Below are 25,023 nucleotides of genomic sequence, written 5' to 3' on the forward strand. Positions count from 1 at the left end.
ACAGCTAATGTGAGAGTATTCAAGATTATCCTAGGATCTGTTCATCCTTTTTCGACACGTTAAAAGACTCGAAGGGCAGTTGCGCTATAGCTTCAATCTCTAAAGCTAATCCATAATGCAAAGCAGGCACGGGTACGACGCAGCGCGCCGGTTTGTGTGGCCCCAGCCAGTCAGCATAAAGTGTATTAAAATCTGACCATAACGTGACATCACACAGATAAACACGCACCTGAATCAAATGATTTTTACTGCATCCACAATCAGCCAGTACCCCCTCGATATTGGCAAAAACCTGGCGAACCTGCATATCAAAAGGTTGGTTTGATAATGCCAGCCCTTGTGCTGTCACCGGCAGTTGACCAGAAAGATAGGCCATGCCTCCGGCACAGACAGCATGGCTATAATGACCCGCCGGAGGCAGGCCCTGCGTAGCATTGATCAACACCCTCTCTGGTATCATCAAGCCTCTCCAATAAAAGTGGCCAAACGAGCTAAATCAACATTACCGCCAGAAAGAATCACCCCAACCCGCTTACCACGCAGATCAAGTTCGTCGCCAAAGGCCACCGCGGCACCTAAACAGCCCGTTGGTTCCACCACTATCTTCATTCGGCTAGTGAAAAACTTCATCGCCGAGATAAGCTGCTCGTCAGTCGCAGTCAGAATATTATCAACCCGCTCCTGAATGACGGGAAAGGTATAGTGACCCAACGCGGAGGTTTGTGCACCATCAGCAATCGTGACTGGCGTATCGATTTTAACAATTTTGCCACCACGGAAACTAAGTTGGCCATCGTTGCCTGCGGCCGGTTCTACACCAATAACCTGACAATTCGGATAGCGTGCTTTAGCAACCGTAGCACAGCCAGATAACAATCCCCCGCCCCCTAAAGGCACCAGCAGTACATCCAACTCGCCTACTTCGTCAAATAGCTCTTGTGCAGCCGTTCCTTGCCCTGCCATCACATCAGCATGGTCGTAAGGAGGAATTAAGGTTAGCCCTTGTTCTTGCGCAAGTTTATGACTAATGGCTTCACGATCTTCTCGATAACGGTCATACAGCACCACTTCACCACCATAGCCCCGGGTAGCGGCAATTTTGGCTGCGGGTGCATCTTTTGGCATAACGATAACGGCACGAATTCCCAACTTACGGGCAGACAAAGCAATAGCTTGTGCATGATTGCCCGAGGAAAAAGCAACAACCCCTTTAGCTTGCTGTTCTGGCGATAACTTCACTAGCGCGTTATAGGCACCGCGAAATTTAAATGCCCCCATATGCTGAAAATTTTCGCATTTAAAAAAAAGCTGCGCGCCCGTCATCTCATTGGCTGTGGCTGAAGTCAGCACCGGTGTTTTTAGTGCAAAACCAACAAGCCGCTGATGTGCTTGAACAATATCGTCATAACAGATTGCTAATGGGGCCATTTTCAGTTTCCTTCAGTCGGGAGATAGGTATAGACCGTAGAACGGGCAACACCCAGATTATTGGCAACGACAGTCTGTGCATTTTTCAGATCCATCAACCCCGCTTGGGCCAATTGACGGACAATTTCACGCCGCTGTGCCGGGTTTAGCGCGCGTGGAGTGGTATTGTGTGCCGCCGCGAATTGCTCCAGTTGGGTGCGTAGCATTTCAAGGCGGGGAGAGGCCAGAGACTCCTGGATTTCGGTTGGCGTGGTTTGTGTCAATTGCGACAAGCTGGCGCTAACGGCTGAAAACAAAGAGATATCCATATTGAGACAAAGTGCTCCAATGAACTCCCCTTTACTATTTTTCAGGCCAATTGATGTACTTTTTGCCGGTCGTCCATCAGGAAACTGGTTCGGATAATTGAGGATCACTTCAGGGAAATTAGGATCTGCAATGCGGCTCAAGCCCAGCTCAGTAGCGGGTTCACCCACTTCGCGACCAGATAAGTTGTTTGAAATCGCTGCGATGGCATGTTCAGGTTGCGTAAGGTCATGCAAAACAAATTCCACTAAGGGTGCAAACGTTTTACCCAGTGCCTCAACGATTTTTTTGCTCTCCCGTAACAGGAGTTGGTCTTCAGTTAGTTTCATTTGTGAAGTATTGTCATTTATTGACACTTTGTCAAATTCGTTATGTGAAAAGATACCCATAAAAAAAGCTGCACACGGCAGCTCTTTTTATTGAAATTACAGTAGCGAGAATTACTGAAGAATAGAACTTTTCAGGTCTTTATCGTGCTGATGACGCTCTAATGCCAGCTCAATAAGTTTAGTGATTAGCTCGGTAGAACCAACACCCGTGGCTCGCCACAATTTGGGATACATACTGATATTGGTGAAACCCGGTAAGGTATTTATTTCGTTGATAATAATGCGGTTATCTGGTGTTAAAAAGACATCAACCCGCGCCATACCACAGCATTCGAGAGCACGAAAAGCCGCTAATGCGACGCCACGAATCTGGTCACTGACTTCACTGTCTATTGCCGCAGGGATAACAACCTGTGCACCGGTTTCATTGATGTATTTTGTGTCATAGGAATAGAACTCGTCACTAATGACCACTTCACCACATAAACTGGCTTGCGGATTATCATTCCCCAAAATGGCACACTCAATCTCGCGGCCAACAATGGCCGACTCGACCAGCACTTTATGGTCAAAATCAAATGCAAATGCCACAGCCTGCTGGTATTCAGCCTCATTGCGAACCTTGCTCACTCCAACTGAAGAGCCTTGGTTCGCTGGCTTAATAAATAATGGCAAGCCAAGTTCTGCCGTGATCTGCTCAAAATTATAATGGCCTTTGTTCGCTCGTGTCAGGGTAATAAAAGGAGCAATATTCAGCCCGGCGTCACGCAGCAACCGCTTCGTGATATCTTTATCCATACTGACCGCTGAACCCACGACCCCTGATCCGACAAAAGGAATGTTCGCCATTCGTAGTAGACCCTGCAAGGAGCCATCCTCCCCTAATGTGCCATGCACAATAGGGAAAACAACATCTAACTGAGCCAATGCAGAGGCATTATCAGCTGCGATAAGTTGTTGGCTGGTTTGCCCAGGAATCAAGGCTACATTTCGGTTTGAATGATTCAAGGAGATCAGTGCAGGATTTTCTGCATTTAGCAGGTAACTGGAAGCATCGTTAACATGCCATTGCCCTTGCTTATCAATACCTAAGAGCATCACATCAAATTTTTCTTTATCAATTGCCTCTACGATATTTTTTGCCGACTGCAATGACACTTCATGTTCAGCCGATTTACCGCCAAAAATCACACCAACCCGTAATTTCGACACACTACATTCCTTCTTAAAGACCGGGTACTGAAGGGGATGAGTACCCAATAAAATCAGACATCACACTAATACAAATTTTGCATACTTAACTAATGTTTTTTAAGATTTCTAAAGAATTTTCTCAAAACAAGGTAACAGTAGCTTAGAGTCATAATTATCCTAATCAAAATGCCACTTAATTCAAAAAATATCAGAATTGAATTCTGTTATTAGTATCAACACTCTTTTTATTATTTATTTTTAATAAAAAATCATTAAATTTGACATAGACGAAGACTATTATCTATATGATTGAAATCACCCTACAGAAAATCATTACCAATCAATGGATGGAAAATAAATACTATGCGAAATTATATAATGGCGACTCTATTACTCTCCGCAGCTTTTATCACAAATGCTCAATCAACGACATCAGCGCTACAATCTCCGCAAATTATCGCTCACCGTGGTGGAACGGGCGATGCTCCTGAAAACACTATACCCGCTATCAAAAAAGCGCTAGATAACGGTGCCGATGCAATCTGGATTACGCTGCAACTCTCAAAGGATAATATTCCAGTATTGTACCGCCCCTCTGATCTAAAAGAATTAACAGATAAGAGTGGTAAAGTTTCAGCCTATACAGCACAGCAACTTGCCCAAGCGAATGCCAGTATTGGCTACAATAAAAAACATAATATTACCTCGACATCGGATACACGCGTTGGTATTCCCACACTTGATGAAGTATTAAAAACATTTCCGACAACAACCTTTTACCTCGACATAAAATCCCCAGATGCAAACCCGGCAACATTCGCTAAAGCGCTACAAAAGACACTGACTGCGACGACTAAAGGTGAAGAAAACCGGTTAGACAGAACCCGGGTCTACTCAACGGACGATCACTATTTGGATGCACTGGATGTCGTCAATCAAGGCAATGACAACGCACATAAAATCCAGCGTTTTGAAAGCCGCGATTTTACTCGAACGCAGCTCGCTAATATCACTATGGACCATAAATGTGAATTACCAGCAGACAATAAAGAACGGTGGTATGGTTTGGAGTTACACCGCAAAGTCGAAGTTATCGAGAAATACACGTTGGGTGAGGGGCGGTCTAACGCCATATTAAGCTGGGACAAAGAAGCCGTTGATTGTTTCCGTAAAAATACTAATGCCCATATTATTTTCTTCGGTATTAATACACCTGAAGATTACAAGAAAGCGAAAGAGTTAGGTGCTAACGCTGTTATGGTTGATTCTCCCGCACTATTTAAAAAAATAGTTAACAATAACAGCCAATAATAGATTAACAGTGAACATTAGCTTATTGCTGAGTAAATAATTAAATGGCTTTTTATTAGAAATATCCCCTCAACCACCAATATTGGCCGAGGGGATATTTTAATGTCCAAGATTTATGGTATACCCATAAAATAATTCGGTAACTATAAAATACGATACTGATCCAGCGCCTTTTGACGTGCAGCCTCTTTTGCCAGCCGCTTTTTACGCGAATCACAAGGCTCGGGGCAATCACAGACTTTCTCCATCCCCAATGCCCCAATACCTCCGCAACTGCCCTGCAAGGTTTTACGTTTTACAATATAACCCAGTGACATCCCTACGATGACCAAGAGAAAAAAGACAAAGGATGCGATAAAAACAGTCAACATATCTTCTCCTATTAGGGCCGTTTTTGCAGATAAGGCTTGAACGACTCAGAGTGATGTTCCTCAAAACCTTCATCAGTTTTGACTATCATAAGCACGGGGATGCCCAATAAATTAGCGAGAGCCATTCCTCGCTCAGGGCCAAGAACACCTAATCCTGTCGATAAACCATCAGCTGTCATACAACTTGGGTCTAAAACTGTTATTGAGACTAAGCGGTGGTTAATCGGGCGGCCAGTTTCAGGATCAATGGTGTGAGAATAACGCACCCCCTCCTGCTCAAAGTAATTACGGTAATCCCCTGACGTTGCAATCGCCATACGCCCAGGTTCGATAATCTCTTGCGCACTCTGCGCGGAACCTGCGACAGGTTTCTCTATGGCTATGCGCCAAGGTTTGTTTTCCCCATTATTACCACGGGTTCGTACTTCACCACCAATATCAACCATATAATTATTGATATTTTGAGTTTCCAAATACTCGGCAACAACATCGACACCATAACCTTTAGCAATCGCAGAAAGATCAACATACAACTCAGGAATCAGTTTGACCAACGCACCTCTTTTTACAGCGAGCTTATCGATACCGACCCATTCCTGTCGTTTCGCAATCTCAGCATCGGTAGGGACAACATTGGGTCGCCCTTGTGGCCCAAATCCCCATAAATTAACTAGAGGACCAACAGTAACATCCAGCGCTCCATCGGTCAGGCGATTAATGCGGATAGCCTCGCGTACAACTTTGGCTGTCGCAGCTGAGACTGGGAACGGCGTATCCACTGCCTGACTTTTGTTGAAAAGACTTAATTCAGAATGGGGTCGATAAGTCGACATCTGGTCATTAACCTGCTCCAATTCCCGATCGATTTCTTGCTGTAATTTTTCAGGACTGGGTGCTGAAGAATCACTCACATACTTAATTGAGTATGTGGTGCCCATGGTTTTACCTTCGAGATTGATTTGCTCAGGGCCGCACCCGGTGAGTAGTAAAACCCCCGCTACCGCCATGAACCAATGCATAATATATCTGTGCACGATATCCTCAAATTATTGTGCCCCACTCAAACGTGAAGTTGCAGAATATTCACTGCAACACCACGTTCTTTGGGGATATCCTCACTTACCGTGAAAACTCAAGTGATAGCAAATCAACCACCGAAATCATCGAGCATAATATTTTCATCTTCTACACCAAGGTCTTTCAGCATCTTGATAACTGCCGCATTCATCATCGGTGGGCCACACATATAAAATTCACAATCTTCAGGGGCTGGATGATTTTTAAGATAATTTTCAAATAATACGTTATGAATGAAACCGGTATAGCCGGTCCAGTTATCCTCGGGTTGCGGATCAGACAACGCGACATGCCAACGGAAATTCTCATTCTCAGCCTGTAACTGGTCAAAATCTTCTTCATAGAACATTTCACGCCGTGAACGAGCGCCATACCAGAAACTGATTTTACGCTTCGAGTGTAGCCGTTTGAGCTGATCAAAAATATGTGAGCGCATAGGAGCCATACCGGCACCACCACCAATAAAGACCATCTCGGCATCAGTATCTTTGGCAAAAAACTCACCAAATGGCCCTGAAATAACCACCTTATCGCCGGGTTTCAGCGACCAAATATAGGAAGACATAATCCCCGGCGGAGCATCAGGAACGGACGGTGGCGGCGTGGCAATACGCACGTTAAGCATGATAATGCCACGCTCCTCCGGGTAGTTTGCCATGGAGTAAGCACGTACTGTCGGTTCAGTCACCACCGACTCAAATCGGAACAGATTGAATTTATCCCAATCACCACGATATTCCGCTGGTACATCAAAATCAGCATATTTCACGGTATGAGGTTCGGCCTCAATTTGAATAAACCCACCGGCACGGAATGGCACCACTTCACCATCAGGAATTTTTAGCTTCAGCTCTTTAATAAAAGTGGCTTTATTATCATTAGAGATAACTTCACATTCCCACTTTTTCACGCCAAAGATTTCTTCCGGTAATTCAATTTTCAGATTCTGCTTCACGCTAACTTGGCATGCCAGCCGACAGCCCTCTTTCGCTTCGCGCTTAGAAATATGAGAAAGCTCAGTTGGCAGAATATCGCCACCGCCTTCTTTAATTTTCACACGGCACTGCCCGCAAGAACCACCGCCACCACAAGCTGAAGATACGAAAATGCCATGGCTGGACAGCATATTGAGTAACTTATCCCCAGCCGGGGCTGTAAAACTTTTATCCGCGTCGTCATTAACTTCAATTGTAATATCACCTGTATTCACCAACTTAGATTTGGCAAATAAAATCATCACCGTCAATGCCAGCACGATAAGGGTGAACATCACTACGCCCAGAATTATTTCCATGAATTATTCCTGCCTTTATAGGTTCACACCGGAGAACGACATAAACCCTAATGCCATCAATCCGGTAGTGATAAAGGTGATCCCTAACCCCTGTAAGCCCGCGGGCACATTGGCATATTTCATTTTTTCGCGAATACCCGCCAGCGCGACAATCGCCAGCATCCACCCAATACCGGAACCAAAGCCATAAACAATAGATTCAGGGAAGTTGTAATCACGTTGCGCCATAAATGACACGCCGCCGAAGATGGCGCAGTTCACGGTGATCAGTGGCAGGAAAATGCCCAGAGCGTTATACAGTGCCGGGAAATATCTATCCAAGATCATCTCTAATACCTGCACAATGGCAGCGATAACCCCGATAAAGGTAATAAAGTTCAGGAAACTCAGGTCCACACCTTCAACTAAAGCGCCATCGCGCAGAACCAGGTTATAAACCAGATTGTTCGCGGGCACTGAAATACCTAATACCACGGTAACCGCAATGCCAAGGCCGAAAGCTGTGGAGACTTTCTTGGAAACCGCCAGAAAAGTACACATCCCCAGAAAGAAAGCTAACGCCATATTTTCGATAAACACTGCGCGGACAAACAGACTGATGTAATGTTCCATCGTCAATTACTCCTTCTCAATCTGCGCAGGTTTCAGAGTCCGCAGACCCCAAATCAGCATGCCAATAATAAAGAATGCACTTGGTGCTAACAGGAACAATCCATTCGGCTGATACCAACCGCCATTCTGGACACTTTCCAATACTGTTACACCAAACAATTTACCAGAGCCTATCAACTCACGGACAAAGCCGACAAGCACGAGTACCACCCCATAGCCCAAGCCATTACCGATACCATCCATAAAGCTTTCAATCGGAGGGGATTTCATGGCATAGGCTTCTGCCCGCCCCATCACAATACAGTTAGTGATAATCAAGCCGACAAAGACTGATAACTGTTTGGATATCTCATAGGCATAAGCACGCAGGATCTGATCTACCACTATCACCAGTGAGGCAATAATCACCATTTGAACGATGATACGTACGCTGTTGGGAATATGATGACGAATCAGTGAGATGAAGAAACTGGAGAAAGCCGTTACCAAGGTAACCGCCAGTGTCATCACTAAAGCCGTTCCCAGTGTGGTGGTGACAGCCAATGCCGAACACACCCCAAGGATTTGTAATGCGATCGGGTTGTTATCAAATAACGGCCCGAATAAAACCCGTTTTATCTCTTTGCTATCAGCCATTTTTTAACGCTCCTTCGCGCACTTTTTTCAGGAACGGGCCAAAGCCGTTTTCACCAAGCCAAAAATCAAAGCTATTTTGTACCCCATTAGAGGTCAGTGTCGCACCCGACAAACCATCAATTGCATGGGGGTCATTAGCCGGAGCACGCCCTTTAACAATGCGAATAGCCGGTTGCCCTTGATCATCGAATAACCGTTTTCCAATCCACTGGTTACGCCAAATCGGGTTCTCAACTTCGCCCCCCAGCCCCGGAGTTTCGCCTTGGTCATAATAGGTAATACCACGTACTGTTTTGCCATCAGTATCAATAGCGACAAAGGCATACATCATTGACCACAAACCAGAACCATAAATCGGTAACACGATTTTGTTGATCTGCCCACTTTCAGCACGTACCAGATAAATTTCAACGATATTAGCTCGGCGACGAATGCCCGCAATATCCTGTGCTGGCGTCAGCGCAATACTCATTTGATTACTGCGCAGTGCGGCTGCACGATCAAATGTGGCCGGATCCTGTTGAATAAACTCCCCGCTTTGCAAATCCAACAAACGCGGCTCAATGCGCTCGGCAAATTCACGTTGGATCTCTTCTGCTGGCATTCTTGGTTGCAACAGACCCGCCACGGCCAAAATATTACGCTGCTTGTCCAGCAGACGCTGCTCTTGCTGCTTGGCCTTCAGGCCCACAGCGGCTCCCGCGACCACAACCGAACACACCAGACACAGCACAATCACCACCAGCAGTGTTTTGCCGATGCTGTCATTATTTCTTGGTTTATCATTCGCCACGGGCTTTCCTCCGCTTGATATTGGCCTGAACAACCACATAGTCGAACAATGGCGCAAACAGGTTAGCAAACAGAATTGCCAGCATCATTCCCTCCGGATAAGCCGGATTGGCCACGCGGATCAACACACACATCGCGCCGATTAAGCCGCCATACCACCATTTGCCTTTATTAGTAAAGGAAGCCGATACCGGATCAGTCGCCATAAAGATCATGCCGAAAGCGAAACCGCCGAGCACTAAATGCCAGTACCACGGCATAGCAAATAATGGATTAGTCGTGGAGCCAACCCAGTTAAACAGATAAGCCGTCGCCATCATGCCGATCATGACACCGGCAACAATGCGCCAAGATGCCACTCGACCAAAGAGGATAATGGCACCGCCAATCAGGATCATTAGTGTGGAAACTTCACCAATAGAACCGGGAATATTGCCGAGGAAAGCATCCATCCAAGTGATAGGTTGGCCACTGACTGTATTGACCAAGCTGTGGCTACCATTAACACTCCACTGCGATAAAGGCGTGGCGCCAGAGAAACCATCCGCCGCAGTCCAAACTAAGTCACCCGAAATCTGAGCCGGATATGCAAAGAACAGGAAAGCACGCCCAGCCAGAGCTGGGTTGAGGAAGTTACGCCCAGTACCACCAAAAATCTCTTTACCAATCACCACCCCAAAAGAGATCCCTAGCGCCGCCTGCCATAAGGGCAACGTGGGCGGCACAATCAGGGAAAACAGAATCGAGGTAACAAAGAAACCTTCGTTAATTTCATGTTTGCGGATAATGGAAAAGACCACTTCCCAAAAACCACCCACCACGAATACCACGGCATAAATCGGCAGGAAATAGACAGCACCGAGCACCATCTTGCTAACCCAACCGGCATCGGGTGCCAGTGATGCACCCAAGAGTTGTGCCAGCCGATAATGCCAATCACTGGCGATAATCTGTTGTAGTTCTGCTCCGCTGTAGAGTTGGTTTAAGGCCGGGATCGCTTGCCCCCCGACGTTATACATCCCCCAGAACATGGCAGGGAATACCGCCAGCCACACCAAAATCATCATCCGTTTCAGGTCGATGGCATCTCGAACGTGAGAAGCACCGGGTGTCACTTTACCCTGCGTATAAAAAATAGTGGCAGCAGCTTCATACAGCGGATAATACTTCTCGAGTTTTCCACCCGCTTCAAAGTGATGCTCTATTTTCTCAAGAAAACTTTTCAGGCCCATCAGTTATCCTTCCTGCTCAATCTTGGTCAGTATGTCACGCAATACCGGCCCATATTCATACTTACCCGGGCAGACAAATGTACACAGAGCCAAATCCTCTTCGTCTAACTCCAGACAACCCAACGCTTGTGCGCTGTCGGTATCGCCGGACAACAAATCACGCAGCAAATGGGTAGCCAAAATATCCAGCGGCATCACTCGCTCATAATTGCCAATTGGTACCATAGCGCGCTCCCCGCCGTGCATATCGGTGGAGAAGGCAAACAGTTTGCGTTTGAAAAAGTGCCCCAGAGTCGTCCGGGTAATTGAATATTTATCGCGCCCTGGCATCACCCAACCGAATAGCTCTTTTTCTCGCCCTTCGCGGATAACAGACACCTGCTGATGAAAGCGCCCCAGATAACCATGCGTTGCCGAGAAAGCCGTACCGCTGAGTACCGAACCGGAGATAATACGGTTATCCCCTTCTTTCAGTCGACCAGCCGTCAGTTCAGATAAGCTGGCACCAACACGTGTGCGCAGTAAAATTGGTTGGATTACTTGGGGGCCTGCCAGTGCGATGATGCGGTCAGTACACAACTCACCACGGGTGAACAATTTACCGATGGCAATGACATCCTGATACCCCACGTGCCAGACAATTTTTTTCAGGCTCACCGGTTCAAGGAAATGAATGTGAGTACCAACCAACCCCGCAGGATGCGGGCCGGAGAACTCATTGTAAGTCACCTGCGCATTCTGATGACTCGTTGCCACTTGCCCTGGCGCATGACACACATGAACTTTGCCATCGGTCAGACGCGTTAATACGGTTAGCCCTTGGTTGAAGGCATCGGCTTCAGTGGCAATAATTACACGCGGATCGGCTGCCAGAGGTTGTGTATCCATCGCGCTGACAAAAATAGCCCGCGGGCGGCTCCCTGGAACTGGGGTTTTGCTGAAAGGCCGCGTGCGCAGTGCCGTCCATAAACCAGACGCCAGCAAATGCTGTTGTACCTGTTCATTGCTCAGTTGATTGAGGTCTGCTTCATCATAATGTTCGAAAGGAATTTGCTCATCCCCTTCAATCTCAATCACGACCGATTGCAAAACACGGCGCTCACCACGATTGATAGCACTGACCTTGCCACTAGCAGGGGCGGTAAATAGCACGCCTGGATTCTTTTTGTCTTCAAACAGCGGTTGGCCTTTCTTAACCCAATCGCCTTCGTGTACCAACATTGAGGGGCGCATGCCCACATATTCTTCACCAAGCAAGGCGACATGGTGAATCGCTGGACCGTCCTCTATCACTTGTGCAGGTACTCCCGCGATAGGGAGGTCAAGTCCTTTCTTTATTTTAATCATAGGGTTGAACAACTTTATTAGTTATATCAAATGCTGTACTTAGCCCAGAGCGTACAGCCACGCAAGGAGTTGAGACTTTCATGGTTCTGTTAAACGACGGATTAATACTTAGTCGATTAGATATACAAGAATATCGGCAGAAAAAGCCCGATAATTAATGCGGCCCCCATATTAAATGTTATCTAAACCAATAATAGCAGGAAGAGTCATTAATTGAGCAGGTCCCAGCCGCGGGCAATTCTAGCATTTCCATCTCGCACTGTCTGACAAATGCAGTGACTTGAGTCAAGCAAACATAAATAATTTGCTGCTAAATTTTGTATGTATTCGGTAAAATCGTGTCATTAATTCATCTTTACCGACTTTGTATTTATTTTATACAAAACATATATTGCTAAAAATTTTCTGGCTGATAATCTGCGCCTATAAATCAGAAGAAGTCAGTGGCATCTATAAATATAAGTAGGAATAATAAATGCGCAAAATCACGCCGTTTTTTGCGATGATAATGTTTGCGGTGATAATTTGCTTGCCTGCGGTATCCTTCAACAGCTCGGCCAGTGAGCCTGTCGCGGTATCCAAAGAGCTAAAACAGCAATTACTAGGGTCATCGGTCTATATTCAGATCTTCAAAGAAGAACGCACTTTGGAATTATATGCCAAGCTGCAAGGCGAGTATCGTTTGGTACAAAGCTATCGCATCTGCGAATTCTCAGGTGGCCTTGGCCCGAAGCGCCGTGAAGGCGATTTTAAGAGCCCAGAAGGTTTTTACAGCATTGATATGCGCCATTTAAAACCTGACAGTAAGTTTTACCGGGCAATCAATATCGGCTTCCCAAATGATTATGATAAGTCGCAAGGTTACTCAGGGAAATATCTGATGATCCACGGCGCTTGCAAATCAATCGGCTGTTATGCGATGACGGATGCCTATATGGACGAGATATTTAACTACGTGCAAACGGCATTTATCTTCGGCCAAGAAAAAGTAGATATCAGTATCTATCCATTTCGCATGACCGAACAAAATATGCAACGTCACCGTAATTCTTCAGATTACAACTTCTGGCGCCAATTGCAGCCGGGATATGCGTATTTTGCCAAAAACCGGATGCCACCATCGGTTGCCGTAATAAACGGGCAGTATGTCTTAAGCCGCCCTCCGGTCTCCAGCGAACCTGCATCCCAGTACGCACTGAGCAAATCAGGCTCTATGCTCCAATCAGATACGCTCGCCAAAACAGAATAATGCAAACTCACCTGGTGCAATTTTGTGCCAGGTTTCATTACCGGTAAGCGGCTGAGTGGCAATCACGGTAACCACGTCTTTAGGTGTGGTTTGACGCTGAAAATCGATTTCAACATCTTGGTCCAGCAAAGTCGCTTTACCAAAAGGTGCGCGGCGGGTTATCCAATATAGATTGGTGGAACAGAATGCCATCACAAAACGTCCATCCGACAGCAACATATTAAACACCCCTTTCGCCCGCAATTGTTCACATAACGTACCAATATAGCGGAATACCGCAGGCCAGTTACTGGGGGTGCGCGGGTAGCGTTTTGCTAATTGATGAAGCAACCAGCAGAAAGCATATTCGCTGTCAGTTTGGCCAATAGGGCGGAAAGTACCGGTATCTAGTTGGCGATAACCCTTAAGTTGGCCGTTATGGGCATAAGTCCAGTTACGCCCCCACATTTCACGAGTAAAAGGATGGGTATTTTCTAACGCGACTTCGCCCCGGTTTGCCTGACGAATATGGGAAATTACCGCGCAGGATTTTATAGGGTAATCCTGCACTAATCTGGCAATGGGAGAATTAAAACTGGGTTGGGGATCTTTAAACGTACGGCAACCATTACCTTCATAGAAAGTAATCCCCCAGCCATCTTTGTGTGGCCCTGTCCCGCCGCCTCGTTGCACTAGGCCGGTAAAACTAAAGCAAATATCCGTAGGAACATTTGCGCTCATCCCGAGCAATTCGCACATACATTCCTCCTTCTTATTCCCTCCATCTTGAAAGATGAAGGGGATAAATTACGGCCAATAACTCACTCTATCTAACTCAGGATTTTACCATCTCTTTTTCAATCAACTGAATCAAGATATGAATCGCTTTGATATGAATTTCCTGAATACGATCAGCATAACCGAAATGAGGAACCCGGATTTCGATATCCGCAGTGCCTGCCATTTTGCCGCCATCTTTACCTGTCAGAGTGATGACTTTCATGCCTTTGGCGCGAGCAGCTTCAATTGCCTTGATGATATTACCTGAATTACCGGAAGTTGAAATGCCCAACAGCACATCACCTTCGCGACCCACAGCTTCAACATAGCGAGAGAAAACATAGTCATAACCAAAGTCATTACTGACGCAAGAGAGATGGCTAACATCAGAAATAGCAATCGCCGGATAACCCGGGCGATTTTCACGGTAGCGGCCCGTTAACTCTTCGGCAAAATGCATGGCATCACAATGGGAACCGCCATTGCCACATGACAATACCTTACCGCCCGCTTTAAAAGAGTCCGCCAGTAATACGGCTGCGCGCTGGATGGCATCGATATTGGCATCATCTTTCAGAAAGTTTGCCAGCGTGGTTGCTGCTTCGTTCAGTTCACTACGGATTAAATCGTGGTACATGGGAGCCTCTTTAATAGTCCTATGGCATCAATGTTTTTCCTGCGCCAGTGTACCGGATAGCACAAACAGCGAGAAGTACTGTAATGAATTAGCCAAACAGCAATGACATCGATGGGGCTATTTGGGCGCTTAATGAGAACAATTTGTGAAGTAAGTTGTAAATGACATGTAATGGTATTGATAAATAGAATGAGATGAACTACAACAAATGTATCACTCAACAGGTCAGACCTCCTACATCTCAGGAGCTTCATTATGATGGTTCTTAGCATTATTGCCTTGCTGGTTCTTATTGGTGTGTTGTTCTATCACCGGGTGAACCTCTATCTCAGTAGTTTGATTTTGGTGGTTTACGCCGCTGCCATGGGGGCCGCACAGTTATGGTCATATTGGGCATTATTGCCGATAGTGATTGTTCTGTTACCTCTGACACTAACCCCTCTGCGCCAATCCCTATTTTCCGCCCCAGCATTGCGCATGTTCCGAAAAGTCATGCCTGCGATGTCGCGCACCGAAAAAGAGGCGATTGATGCAGGCACAACTTGGTGGGAAGGTGATTTATTTCAGGGTCAACCTGACTGGAAAAAATTACACAACTATCCAAAACCGCAATTAACTGCGGAAGAACAAGCCTTTATCGACGGCCCGGTTGAAGAAGCGTGCCGCATGGCAAATGATTTCCAGATTACGCATGAATTGGCTGATTTACCGCCTGAGCTGTGGAATTATCTGAAAGAGAATCGCTTCTTTGCGATGATCATTAAGAAAGAGTATGGCGGTCTTGAGTTCTCTGCTTATGCTCAGGCCCGAGTACTACAAAAACTCTCCGGAGTCTCCGGTATCTTGGCTATCACCGTTGGTGTACCTAACTCTCTCGGCCCCGGTGAATTGCTGCAACACTACGGTACTGAAGAGCAAAAAAATCATTATTTACCGGGACTGGCCCGTGGCGATGAGATCCCTTGTTTTGCCTTGACCAGCCCGGAGGCCGGTTCAGATGCCGGCGCCATTCCAGATACCGGCACTGTGTGTATGGGTGAATGGCAAGGTAAACAGGTGCTGGGCATGCGCCTGACTTGGAACAAACGCTATATTACTCTGGCCCCTATTGCCACCGTGCTTGGGCTCGCCTTTAAGCTATCTGACCCTGAGCATCTGTTGGGTGAAACCGTTGATTTAGGCATTACCTGTGCGCTTATCCCGACCAACACCCCAGGGGTTGAAATCGGCCATCGTCACTTCCCACTGAATGTGCCATTCCAAAACGGTCCGACACGCGGCAATGATATCTTTGTTCCTATTGATTACATTATTGGCGGGCCGAAAATGGCCGGTCAAGGCTGGCGGATGCTGGTGGAATGTCTGTCTGTCGGCCGTGGCATCACATTGCCATCCAACGCCACAGGCAGCCTGAAAAGTGTGGCAATGGGGATCGGCGCTTACGCCTATATACGTCGGCAGTTCAAGATCTCAATCGGTAAAATGGAGGGGATTGAAGAGCCATTAGCGCGCATTGCCGGTAATGCCTATGTGATGGATGCTGCGGCGACCTTAATTACCAGCGGTATTATGCTGGGCGAGAAACCCGCCGTGTTGTCCGCCATTGTTAAATATCATTGTACCCACCGTGGTCAGCGCGCAGTGATGGATGCGATGGATATCGCCGGAGGCAAAGGTATCTGCCTTGGCCCAGCTAACTTTGTCGCTCGTGGTTATCAAGGTGCCCCGATTGGTATTACCGTGGAAGGCGCTAACATACTGACTCGTAGCATGATTATCTTCGGTCAGGGCGCTATTCGTTGTCATCCGTTCGTGCTGGACGAAATGGCCGCCGCGCAATCCAATGATGTTTCCGCATTTGATAAAGCCCTGTTTGGCCACTTGGGCCATGTGGGTAGTAGCAAAGTTCGCAGCTTCTGGTTGGGGCTGACTAATGGCCGTACTAGTGCGACACCGGTCAAAGACAGTACACGCCGTTATTACCAGCACCTGAACCGGCTGAGTGCCAACTTGGCTTTGATGTCCGATGTTTCAATGGGCGTGCTGGGTGGCAGTCTGAAGCGTCGCGAGCGAATTTCAGCTCGCTTAGGGGATATTCTCAGCCAAATGTATCTGGCTTCAGCCACACTGAAACGCTATGAAGATGAAGGCCGTCAGAAAGAAGATTTGCCACTGGTACACTGGGGCGTGCAGGATGCCCTAAATCAGGCTGAAATTGCACTGGATGATTTACTGCGTAACTTCCCGAACAAATTCATTGCGGGCGTCATGCGGTTCGGGATCTTCCCACTTGGCCGGGTACATAAGGCACCGTCAGACCGACTGGATCACCAGTTAGCCCAGTTGCTACAAGTACCATCAGCAACCCGCAGCCGTATTGGCCGTGGTCAATATCTGACACCAAGTGAGTTCAACCCGGTGGGCTTACTGGAAGCGGCGTTGCAAGATGTTATCGCGGCCGAGCCAATTCATAAACGCTTGAGTAAAGAAGCGGGCAAGAGTTTGCCATTTACTCGCCTAGATATGCTGGCAAAACGCGCATTGTCAGAAGGTAAAATCAATGCCGAAGAAGCCGCCATATTGACTAAAGCAGAAGAGAGTCGTCTACGTTCTATTAATGTCGATGAGTTTGAAGCGGATGCTCTGGCGGTTAAACCCGCCGTAAAGCAACCGACTAAACCACGACATACTGAAGCAGCCTAATTTTTGTCTTATTGATGTGTGTGTCTAACTGACAAAGCCTCCTATTAATGGAGGCTTTTTTTATCGTCGAGCAAACGGCGGACAATCACCCCGAACTGCTCAGGTTTACCAGCAAATAGTACATTGTCTGGCTGAATCTGTAGCAATCGACGGCGCAAGCTATCACGCCAAACTTTGTCACTAATCAGCCGAACAGTCACTGCAATATATTCAGCTAAGCTATGTGCAACCAGTTCCTCACCCAGCCCCAAACGGCGAAATAACCCTTCATCGATATGTTCATGAACTTCGGCCCCACTGAGACACACACCGGGTAATCCCTGACGCACGGTATCAACGATGCCATTGGTATTGCCGAAAGGGAATGGATTGATAAAGAGGTCACATTGGTTAATCACCTGCAAATAATCCAGATACGCCAAGTGTTCGTAAACTTTCGCTTGGGGCACCACCTCATGAACCGCTTTTTCCATGACCCGATGGGTGATACCCCAACAAAAACCCACGAGAAAATGAAAAATGACTGGTGTAGATGTGCGCTGCGCTATTTCCTCACAGGTGGCGAGAAAACGCGGATTAATCTTCATGGCAGATGCACAAACAGCAATATGTACCTCGGGCCGCTCATCAACGTGCAATAGAGGTTCCGGTTGGCTGATATTGGCGGGAGGGACGTAGGGTAAGCAATCTTTGGGTAATGAGACCACGTTTTCGGAAAAGCAGCCAATGTCGCCTAAATAGTCCTCTTCCACTAAAACGGCATCAATATAATCGGAATGTGTTGTGGCAGGATGGCCTAACGCCATCACCTGTAGGGGCGCTAAACGTAAATTGGTCAGCGCAATGGTCAGTGGGAACATACCAACACTGGGGAAATAGATAACGTCAGGAAGTAATCGCTGTGCCAAAGCCACGATGGCCTCGACAGCGCCTGCACGGCTGACCTCGGTAAAGTCATCAAATACCTCGCGAGCGAGGGTGTCTGTCGCCTCCGAAATTGTAGTGCCATGGGTAGAAAAGTGCTCCCGCGCAGCACGTAATGTACTGGAATGGGTTCGATAAATAGAATGGCCGCTGTTAAACCACTCTAAAATAACTAACATTAATGGTTTATCGCGTAAGGGTGGCAATAAGTCATTATCAGATAATCCACGATGAAGCAGTGAATTGCGCAGATGAAAATTAATGCTGCGCTTTATAGCATGCTTTTGTGCCATATCGGCATAACTGCAATGCATATAAACATCATGCAGAATGCGCTCTGGCAGATGTTCAATACGGTCCAACGTTAATAGTTTTTCAGGCAGCCAACCCAAGAGGAACTCGCGCTTAGCGTGCCCTACCGTACTGGGTAAAATCCGCGGAGACAATAAAGCCAGAAATAGTGCCGCCGTCGCATACGGATTAAATTGCCACAATATTTCCGGTTGTAGGGGAATACCTGATTCAGGTAAATACATCACACAGAATTTAAGAAAGTGGCCTCGTTCAAACCGAAGAGGATGTGCGCAGCCTTCTCCTGCCTGATTCAGGTTCGTAATCACATGATCAGCATGTCCAAATGGAGAGGCGGCAAAAATTAAGGCAATCCAACGATGAAAATTGATTAATTGTAAAAATCCTTTTTCCGATAACACAAAACCCGGATCGGAAAACAGATTCCCAATGGCGGCCGCCAGCCGATTACAATAATGTGCCTGCTGCTGCGGCGACGGTTTATTTAGCGAGAAAACATCCCAACGACCATAGTGTGTATCTAACTGCTCCAGCATGAATATTAATACTCGCCCCGCTTCTTCATAGCGTCGGGCGCTGACTAAAAACTCAAAATAGGGCAGTGAAAATACTGTTGGCTCCTCGACTATCGGCGCGATTTCAATTGTTTTTTCCACTATTGTTGCTCTCCCTGGCCATGACGCACTCACCCAATGAATGCATTTATCCGCTAAATAACTCCCCTAACAATGCATTGCTGCTCCTCATCCTCGACTTAATGTTGCGGTTTCCATCGCCCAAAAATGTGCTTGTCGCAGACTTCCTGCTGGAGAGAGGCATCAGACGGAATACAAATTGCAATACTGGTGTTGGCGACAATATCTCTCTCAGGCTCGCTCACAATCGAGGGCGGGAAAGGCTGGTGTTCAAGAGAACTGAGAATCTGCCCGTGTTCCACCAACAATAATTCAGGCTCTTCTCTCCGTGACGGGAGGGTTATTTCTCCCGCGATTCTCAGAGTATTCCTTCCGGAAACGAGGTCTGGTTTCGGTTTCCGTTTCGGTTTCGGTTTAGTCGTCTTCACATTAGCGCCGCTACGCGTAATATTTCCGCCTAAATGAGTGTTATCGACAGGCTTGCCATTGAACGTCACATTGTCATGGATAAGGCCGGGTGATGTTATGTATATAAGAGGCTTACCTGAGCCAATGACAGCAAGATCGCGTAGCTCTGCATCGTCATCGAGAAAAACACCGTAATTATTGCCGGAGATACCGCTTATTACCCCCCCAGTGAGCGAACCATCAACATCCACCCCATGACCCTTGTTAGCGGCATTACCTGTAATAGTGGCATTGCCTTTATTTGTCACAGCGCCGGTGATCGCTACACCATGCCCGTCGACGCTATTGCCATTAAGGAAGGTGTTATCGAGAGTGTTATTACCGCCCAACTGCACGCCAGTACCTTTACCGCCGATCGCATTACCGGTCACTGCCAGTTGATCATTCGCCCCACCGCCGGTCAAAATCGCATCTTTGCCGATATCAACACCGCTGCCGTTACTGGTATTGCCTTGCACGGTGCTGCCATTGCTGCCGGCCAGATTGGCGACAATCTCCACACCCTTACCGTCGGTACTGCGACCATTGAGCGCTACATTGTTAAGCGTAGTGTCACCCTCCACTATAACGCCGACGCCGGTGTCGGATGTACCAATCACCACACCGCCACTCACCGCACCATCCAGTTGGATCCCGTCGCCGTGATTTGTTTTACCGTCAATAGCTGTATTGCCGGTATTCACCAACGGGCCGGAGATATCCACCCCACTGCCGTCAGTGGCATTGCCATGAAGTGAAATGTTATCGAGAGCATTATTACCGCGTAGTTGCACGCCGCTCCCCTTATCGCCGGTGGCATTACCGGCCACTGCCAGCAAGTCATCAACCCTGCTCCCGGTTAAGGTGACCTTATTACTCACCATGACACCCGTGCCATTCACCGTATTACCCTGCACCACGCTGCTTTGGCGACCTACGATATTTCCCGCCATTTCCACCCCTTTACCGTCGATGCTTCCCCCCACTAGCGCAACATTATTGAGAACTGTATCGCCATCAATTTTCACCCCACTGCCGCTAGTTGAAACACCATTAATGCGACTATCGCCAAGTGAGCCATTAATATGAACACCAATGCCGCTGACTGAGGTCCCATTAACGACATGATTATTCAGTGAACCATTAATTTGTACACCGATACCGGTACCGGAAGCCGTACCACTTAATCCCGTATTGCCACGGCTAGTTAACGAGCCGTCAACATCTAATGCAATACCCTCTACAGCAGAACCATTTAAACTGGTATTGCTTAAATCGTTATTGCCATTCAGTTTTATTCCCGTTCCTGCTCCTGTCGTCGCCTCCCCTGTGAGGGTGAGTAAATCAACTTGACTGGTGCCAGTTACATTCACATTTTCAGCAATATCAATGCCGTAGCCAATACCATTAACTGTCCCATTAATCGTACTTTGGTGAATTCCTTTTACTTCACTGGTGATTTCCACGCCTTTACCATGACGGCTGACACCATTGAGTGCAGCATTATCTAATACAGTACGAGTGATAACATTAGAGCCTGGAGGAGAATCAATTCTCACACCGCTATGACTAATTGAACCGCCATTCAGTGTGGCATCAGTAATTGTTGCATTACCGCTAATGATTAAGCCTTCTGCGTGAGTGGAATTCCCCGTAATATTAATCCGACTGACTTGATGCTCTGGACTAAAAAGGTGAACGCCAATGCCATCAACGCTAGTACCTTCAATAGTGACGGGGCCTGTACTGTTATTCACCACCCCAGAAATAGCAACTCCGTGACCGGCAACACTACTGCCCCTAATCAACGTGTCACCCTCACCATTTAATACCACCGTATTATTATCTCTCGGGAAGTGAATTCCCGAACCACGGGTTGAACTGCCCTCCATTTTTAACGATCCGTTATTATTAATCGTTAACTTAATTGGGCCTGAGTGGGTGATACCATTCCCACCAGCAGTATCTTGTGCGCCATTATTTTCTCCAACTAAAGAGAGTTGGCTTCCTTTGGCGATATTAAGTGTATTCGGCCCATAAAAATAAATACCTTTTCGTGTTGCACCTATTCCTTCCGTTTTTCCTTGAAAGGTAATAATGCCTTCAATGGATAAGCTGTTATTTTCTCTGAATCCAATACCGGCTCCCTGTGACGTATTTAGCGCACTGCCAATAACGGAACCATTCTGAGCCTTGATAGTATTATTCCCTGCCATACTCAAAGTTGAACTGAGTGCTGAAGTCAAAGCTGATACTGTCTCGGCATAAACCGTCACATTACCCGCAATGGCAGTTAGATCTATATTACTAAAATGTACACTCCCCAACCCCGAACCATTAATCGCAATGTTACCCGTTCCAGATACCAGACTAACATTGTCTAAATTCATTGATGAACTTTGAACACTAACATTGCTATTATTGGCTTTTAAGGTGATATCACGTTGGGCCTTAATCATATTACGTGAAGTATCTGAAGCACCTTGAATAACAATCCCTTCACCCGTACTGTTCGCCTCTCCATTCAATATAATATCTCGGTTAGAATTTAAGGAGGAGTTAGCCTTAATCCAAATACTTTTATTTTTCGCAGTGGTATTAATATGAATATCGTCAACAGTTGAGGTTACATTAACCCCTGATAGCACGATACCCCCAAGGTCAACAGGATCGGACGTTATTTCAATATTATTTGCAGTGATATTTGTATTGGTAATGTTACTTGTTTTCTCTCCTGCAATATTTAAATGATAATCACCATTAATACTTTCTATATTGGCATAATCCACAATGACACTCATTCCGGCGGATTTACCCGAATCATTCCCGTTCATTGAGATATTCCCACTCGCCGTAATATTGGCATAATCAGTGGAGTCACCACCAATTTTGATACCCTCAGTGCCTGCAAGCAACCCAGTGGTGATACCTTGCAACGCAATATTGCCATTGGCATTTAAACTACTATTCCCAGAGATCCATATCCCTTTATTGGTTGTTGTGCTATTGGCATTAATATCGCCCGCTGTCGCTATAATACGGCTGTTCGCCAATAAAAAACCATCTGCACCAGTAATATGGCTCTCAATATTGACATGTTGTCCACTGACCAATGAACCACTATTAAAATCAACACCTTTATTTGACGCAGTCATAATACTGCCATTTAAATTAATCGAAACATTTCCCAATAATGAGGTTAATTTACTCGAATTAAAGGCTAACCCACCCCATGTAGTCCCATTCGCTTGGAATATAATATTTTTATCACTGGTTATTGTTGTATTAGAGAAAGATGCCATCCATGCAGTTTTGGAATTAGAAGTAATGGCAAAGGTTATATCCCCCTTTCCGATAATGGTTGAGTTACCTGATATTTCAACACTCCGCCACCCTTGTCCATTCGAATTGCTGCTCTCACCTGCTATCCGCGTTTCACCTGCTACGGTTATGTTAGCGGCATTACTGATATTCATCCCGACCTGAGAAGCAACACCGGTATTTCCATCAAACGTCAGGTTACCGACGTCATAACGCCCACCGATCACACTGATACGAGCTGTATTATTCTCATTCGCGTGCTTTGCCAACAAATCCCCGCCATTTAATAGCACAGAACTGTTATTTAATGTAATAACTGAGTCAACTGTTGTGTTGCCAGCCAGTAAATTAACATTCAATTTCCCCGCACTCGCGGTAATATTATTATTAGCGACGATATTGCCATCAGCATGTAACGTTAGCGTAGCATCTGTCCCAGAAATTTTATTAATATCGGCTTGCAGCGTAATATTACACCATCGGCAACTCAATGAACGGCCATTACTGGTAGTAATCGTGACATTCGTGCCGCTATTGAGTTGAGCATTAATACTGCTATTGGCTATTTGTGCAACATTAGTCGTTGGAATAAAAATTTGTGCGTTAGTAACATGCCCGGCAGGAATGTTTCCCGCCTGAATCAATACTCCACTCTCAGCACCACTGCCGACGATGTTCACCTCTGCCGGATCGAGCAGCCAAGTTCCGCTTCTTCCATAAATAGCCGCAGCATCAACCTGACCAAAAGCCTGCAAATTACGCACACTGGATGTTTCAACCTGCCCACCATTTCCTGACTCCCCCCCACCTCTGGCATAAATATCGCCATAAAAGCCCGTGTAATGATCAGACCAAAGCACAGCCACACCACCATGCCCCTTATTGGTGGCTGAAACATCAATCTTTGCACCTTTATCCATGACGACTGAGTGAGCATTTCTTATATTTTTATTTTTACCCTGCCAACCGCCGCCGACCCATACTTTTCCACCGCCGTCACGGCCGCGCGCATCTATTTTACTGCCGGTGACCAAATGAATATTTTCACCTTGAAGAATAACCTCCCCACCACGTCCCTGTGGATGACTCACATCGACCCTTCCATGTTGTTTCGTGACACCGACACCACCACTATCGAGGTGAATAACACCATTTTTCCCAGATATTCCGTTGGCCTGTAAAATACCCGTATTATTAATTACGGTATTCATCAACATATCTTTACCATGAGCCGTCAGTTGGATAACCCCTTCATCAGCCTGAATCAGCCCACCATTTTGTAATAGTGCAGTAATCTGCTCACTCTGAATCTGCACTCCCAATAATTGCCCATGATCCAAATTGAGTGTGACACGTTGACCAGCAGCAAATAATGTTCTGCCTTGGGGGGTATGAATAATGCCTGAACTCTGGTTATCCACTCGTTGCCCTACGAGCGCAATATAGCCACCTGATGTGGTACGTAAATTAGCCTGATTAATAACGCTACCTTCCTGCTTTCGACTTATCAGCGTATAGCGTCCATTGATAAAATCATGATCAGACATGGATTTCGTCGTGGCAACCAGCCCACCGACATTAACCTCAGCCCCTTTGCCAAATAAAATGCCATTAGGATTAAGTAGGAACACCTGACCGTTTGCTTTGAGGTTGCCGTATATCTGCGATGCATTTCGTCCCAATACGCGATTCAATGCAATGCTCTGGACGCTAGGCTGGTTATAAATAACGCTATTCCCCTGCGCGATATCAAAACTGCGCCAATTAATCGCTAATTTATCGCTTTGCTGTGTCACCGTGAGAGTGGCGTTATTTATACCTAGCTCGCCTTGCCCGACAACAACTTGACCGTCAATGGGTAATGAGGAACGAGCGAATACCAGCAAAGGCGATGTTCCCAGAGCCAGTCCCATCATTATGGCTAGAGGCGTTAATATTCTGGTGTAATGCTCTTTAATTAATTTCTCCCCTGTTGACGAAAATGATTTCCCATAGGATCGGGTAAATTCTCCAACAGCAACGAAACATCCCAATCTATGACAAAAAATAAGTTTGTATAATTTACTGTTCATTATTCACCTCCATTTAATCTGACAAATATGCAGGT

General features: G+C 46.5%; 19 protein-coding genes. 3 read left to right on the plus strand and 16 right to left on the minus strand.

Annotated features, from left to right (window positions below; translation table 11 throughout):
* Positions 1 to 25: 25 nt before the first annotated feature.
* The 4 genes from ACIOG0_RS16700 to ddlA all read right to left on the minus strand — a co-directional run bounded on the left by ACIOG0_RS16700 (position 26) and on the right by ddlA (position 3,275).
* Positions 26 to 460, minus strand: a complete 435-nt coding sequence (locus ACIOG0_RS16700) for a RidA family protein (protein WP_128451624.1) — start codon at positions 458 to 460, stop codon at positions 26 to 28.
* Positions 460 to 1,428 carry a threo-3-hydroxy-L-aspartate ammonia-lyase gene (locus ACIOG0_RS16705; protein ID WP_050139940.1) on the minus strand — a complete coding sequence of 323 codons (969 nt, stop codon included), beginning with the start codon at positions 1,426 to 1,428 and terminating at the stop codon, positions 460 to 462. The genes ACIOG0_RS16700 and ACIOG0_RS16705 overlap by 1 nt, the downstream gene beginning before the upstream one ends.
* A 2-nt stretch (positions 1,429 to 1,430) precedes the next feature.
* Positions 1,431 to 2,063 carry a transcriptional regulator gene (locus ACIOG0_RS16710; protein ID WP_011816929.1) on the minus strand — a complete coding sequence of 211 codons (633 nt, stop codon included), beginning with the start codon at positions 2,061 to 2,063 and terminating at the stop codon, positions 1,431 to 1,433.
* A 111-nt stretch (positions 2,064 to 2,174) separates the two neighbouring features.
* On the minus strand, positions 2,175 to 3,275 hold the full coding sequence (gene ddlA, locus ACIOG0_RS16715; RefSeq protein ID WP_128451626.1) for a D-alanine--D-alanine ligase: 1,101 nt from the start codon (positions 3,273 to 3,275) through the stop codon (positions 2,175 to 2,177).
* Between the two features lie 345 nt (positions 3,276 to 3,620).
* On the opposite strand from ddlA, the gene ACIOG0_RS16720 reads away from it, so the two are divergent.
* Positions 3,621 to 4,568: a glycerophosphodiester phosphodiesterase family protein gene (locus tag ACIOG0_RS16720; RefSeq protein WP_128451627.1), complete on the plus strand. Its 948-nt coding sequence runs from the start codon at positions 3,621 to 3,623 to the stop codon at positions 4,566 to 4,568.
* A 143-nt stretch (positions 4,569 to 4,711) separates the two neighbouring features.
* Here ACIOG0_RS16720 and nqrM read toward each other — a convergent pair whose 3' ends face one another.
* From nqrM to ACIOG0_RS16760, 8 genes are all read right to left on the minus strand, one after another.
* Complete coding sequence (gene nqrM / locus ACIOG0_RS16725) at positions 4,712 to 4,939, minus strand: (Na+)-NQR maturation NqrM (protein ID WP_050101622.1); 228 nt, start codon at positions 4,937 to 4,939, stop codon at positions 4,712 to 4,714.
* An 11-nt stretch (positions 4,940 to 4,950) separates the two neighbouring features.
* Complete coding sequence (locus ACIOG0_RS16730) at positions 4,951 to 5,958, minus strand: FAD:protein FMN transferase (protein WP_164908384.1); 1,008 nt, start codon at positions 5,956 to 5,958, stop codon at positions 4,951 to 4,953.
* A gap of 128 nt (positions 5,959 to 6,086) precedes the next feature.
* Entirely contained in the window at positions 6,087 to 7,310 is a 1,224-nt protein-coding gene (gene nqrF, locus ACIOG0_RS16735) for an NADH:ubiquinone reductase (Na(+)-transporting) subunit F (RefSeq protein WP_050101626.1), read from the minus strand.
* A 15-nt stretch (positions 7,311 to 7,325) separates the two neighbouring features.
* Positions 7,326 to 7,922 carry an NADH:ubiquinone reductase (Na(+)-transporting) subunit E gene (gene nqrE, locus ACIOG0_RS16740; protein WP_050101628.1) on the minus strand — a complete coding sequence of 199 codons (597 nt, stop codon included), beginning with the start codon at positions 7,920 to 7,922 and terminating at the stop codon, positions 7,326 to 7,328.
* Positions 7,923 to 7,928: 6 nt separating this feature from the next.
* The gene (locus tag ACIOG0_RS16745; protein WP_050101630.1) at positions 7,929 to 8,558 is read right to left on the minus strand and encodes an NADH:ubiquinone reductase (Na(+)-transporting) subunit D; all 630 of its coding nucleotides are present in this window, start codon (positions 8,556 to 8,558) and stop codon (positions 7,929 to 7,931) included.
* Positions 8,551 to 9,351, minus strand: coding sequence for a Na(+)-translocating NADH-quinone reductase subunit C (locus ACIOG0_RS16750; protein ID WP_050101632.1), 801 nt, complete (start codon positions 9,349 to 9,351; stop codon positions 8,551 to 8,553). The genes ACIOG0_RS16745 and ACIOG0_RS16750 overlap by 8 nt, the downstream gene beginning before the upstream one ends.
* Positions 9,341 to 10,582: an NADH:ubiquinone reductase (Na(+)-transporting) subunit B gene (locus tag ACIOG0_RS16755; protein WP_050101634.1), complete on the minus strand. Its 1,242-nt coding sequence runs from the start codon at positions 10,580 to 10,582 to the stop codon at positions 9,341 to 9,343. Before ACIOG0_RS16755 ends, ACIOG0_RS16750 begins: the two co-directional genes overlap by 11 nt.
* A gap of 3 nt (positions 10,583 to 10,585) precedes the next feature.
* Complete coding sequence (locus ACIOG0_RS16760) at positions 10,586 to 11,929, minus strand: Na(+)-translocating NADH-quinone reductase subunit A (protein WP_050101636.1); 1,344 nt, start codon at positions 11,927 to 11,929, stop codon at positions 10,586 to 10,588.
* A gap of 475 nt (positions 11,930 to 12,404) precedes the next feature.
* Between ACIOG0_RS16760 and dpaA the strand changes: the two genes are divergently transcribed.
* The gene (gene dpaA / locus ACIOG0_RS16765; protein ID WP_050101638.1) at positions 12,405 to 13,178 is read left to right on the plus strand and encodes a peptidoglycan meso-diaminopimelic acid protein amidase; all 774 of its coding nucleotides are present in this window, start codon (positions 12,405 to 12,407) and stop codon (positions 13,176 to 13,178) included.
* Here the strand turns inward: dpaA and ACIOG0_RS16770 are convergent.
* The gene (locus ACIOG0_RS16770; RefSeq protein WP_050101640.1) at positions 13,152 to 13,916 is read right to left on the minus strand and encodes a class II glutamine amidotransferase; all 765 of its coding nucleotides are present in this window, start codon (positions 13,914 to 13,916) and stop codon (positions 13,152 to 13,154) included. The genes dpaA and ACIOG0_RS16770 overlap by 27 nt on opposite strands.
* A 76-nt stretch (positions 13,917 to 13,992) precedes the next feature.
* Entirely contained in the window at positions 13,993 to 14,574 is a 582-nt protein-coding gene (lpcA, locus tag ACIOG0_RS16775) for a D-sedoheptulose 7-phosphate isomerase (RefSeq protein WP_050101642.1), read from the minus strand.
* A gap of 255 nt (positions 14,575 to 14,829) precedes the next feature.
* Between lpcA and fadE the strand changes: the two genes are divergently transcribed.
* Positions 14,830 to 17,277, plus strand: a complete 2,448-nt coding sequence (gene fadE, locus ACIOG0_RS16780; protein ID WP_050296052.1) for an acyl-CoA dehydrogenase FadE — start codon at positions 14,830 to 14,832, stop codon at positions 17,275 to 17,277.
* 44 nt (positions 17,278 to 17,321) lie between these two features.
* Here fadE and ACIOG0_RS16785 read toward each other — a convergent pair whose 3' ends face one another.
* Together ACIOG0_RS16785 and ACIOG0_RS16790 are read right to left on the minus strand one after the other, a co-directional pair.
* Positions 17,322 to 19,172 carry a glycosyltransferase gene (locus tag ACIOG0_RS16785; protein WP_128451638.1) on the minus strand — a complete coding sequence of 617 codons (1,851 nt, stop codon included), beginning with the start codon at positions 19,170 to 19,172 and terminating at the stop codon, positions 17,322 to 17,324.
* A gap of 95 nt (positions 19,173 to 19,267) precedes the next feature.
* The gene (locus ACIOG0_RS16790) at positions 19,268 to 24,988 is read right to left on the minus strand and encodes a filamentous hemagglutinin N-terminal domain-containing protein (RefSeq protein ID WP_128451629.1); all 5,721 of its coding nucleotides are present in this window, start codon (positions 24,986 to 24,988) and stop codon (positions 19,268 to 19,270) included.
* Positions 24,989 to 25,023 lie beyond the last annotated feature (35 nt).

The organism is Yersinia vastinensis (assembly GCF_044905075.1).
In the GTDB taxonomy this organism is placed as follows: domain Bacteria; phylum Pseudomonadota; class Gammaproteobacteria; order Enterobacterales; family Enterobacteriaceae; genus Yersinia; species Yersinia vastinensis.

Coding starts and splice junctions, on each gene's coding strand:
- ACIOG0_RS16705 (WP_050139940.1), bottom strand. CDS start 1,428: ATGGCCCCATTAGCAATCTGTTATGACGATATTGTTCAAGCACATCAG.
- ACIOG0_RS16760 (WP_050101636.1), bottom strand. CDS start 11,929: ATGATTAAAATAAAGAAAGGACTTGACCTCCCTATCGCGGGAGTACCT.
- ACIOG0_RS16720 (WP_128451627.1), top strand. CDS start 3,621: ATGCGAAATTATATAATGGCGACTCTATTACTCTCCGCAGCTTTTATC.
- dpaA (WP_050101638.1), top strand. CDS start 12,405: ATGCGCAAAATCACGCCGTTTTTTGCGATGATAATGTTTGCGGTGATA.
- ACIOG0_RS16710 (WP_011816929.1), bottom strand. CDS start 2,063: ATGAAACTAACTGAAGACCAACTCCTGTTACGGGAGAGCAAAAAAATC.
- nqrE (WP_050101628.1), bottom strand. CDS start 7,922: ATGGAACATTACATCAGTCTGTTTGTCCGCGCAGTGTTTATCGAAAAT.
- fadE (WP_050296052.1), top strand. CDS start 14,830: ATGATGGTTCTTAGCATTATTGCCTTGCTGGTTCTTATTGGTGTGTTG.
- ACIOG0_RS16755 (WP_050101634.1), bottom strand. CDS start 10,582: ATGGGCCTGAAAAGTTTTCTTGAGAAAATAGAGCATCACTTTGAAGCG.
- lpcA (WP_050101642.1), bottom strand. CDS start 14,574: ATGTACCACGATTTAATCCGTAGTGAACTGAACGAAGCAGCAACCACG.
- ACIOG0_RS16700 (WP_128451624.1), bottom strand. CDS start 460: ATGATACCAGAGAGGGTGTTGATCAATGCTACGCAGGGCCTGCCTCCG.
- ACIOG0_RS16770 (WP_050101640.1), bottom strand. CDS start 13,916: ATGTGCGAATTGCTCGGGATGAGCGCAAATGTTCCTACGGATATTTGC.
- ACIOG0_RS16745 (WP_050101630.1), bottom strand. CDS start 8,558: ATGGCTGATAGCAAAGAGATAAAACGGGTTTTATTCGGGCCGTTATTT.
- ACIOG0_RS16730 (WP_164908384.1), bottom strand. CDS start 5,958: ATGCATTGGTTCATGGCGGTAGCGGGGGTTTTACTACTCACCGGGTGC.
- nqrF (WP_050101626.1), bottom strand. CDS start 7,310: ATGGAAATAATTCTGGGCGTAGTGATGTTCACCCTTATCGTGCTGGCA.
- nqrM (WP_050101622.1), bottom strand. CDS start 4,939: ATGTTGACTGTTTTTATCGCATCCTTTGTCTTTTTTCTCTTGGTCATC.
- ACIOG0_RS16790 (WP_128451629.1), bottom strand. CDS start 24,988: ATGAACAGTAAATTATACAAACTTATTTTTTGTCATAGATTGGGATGT.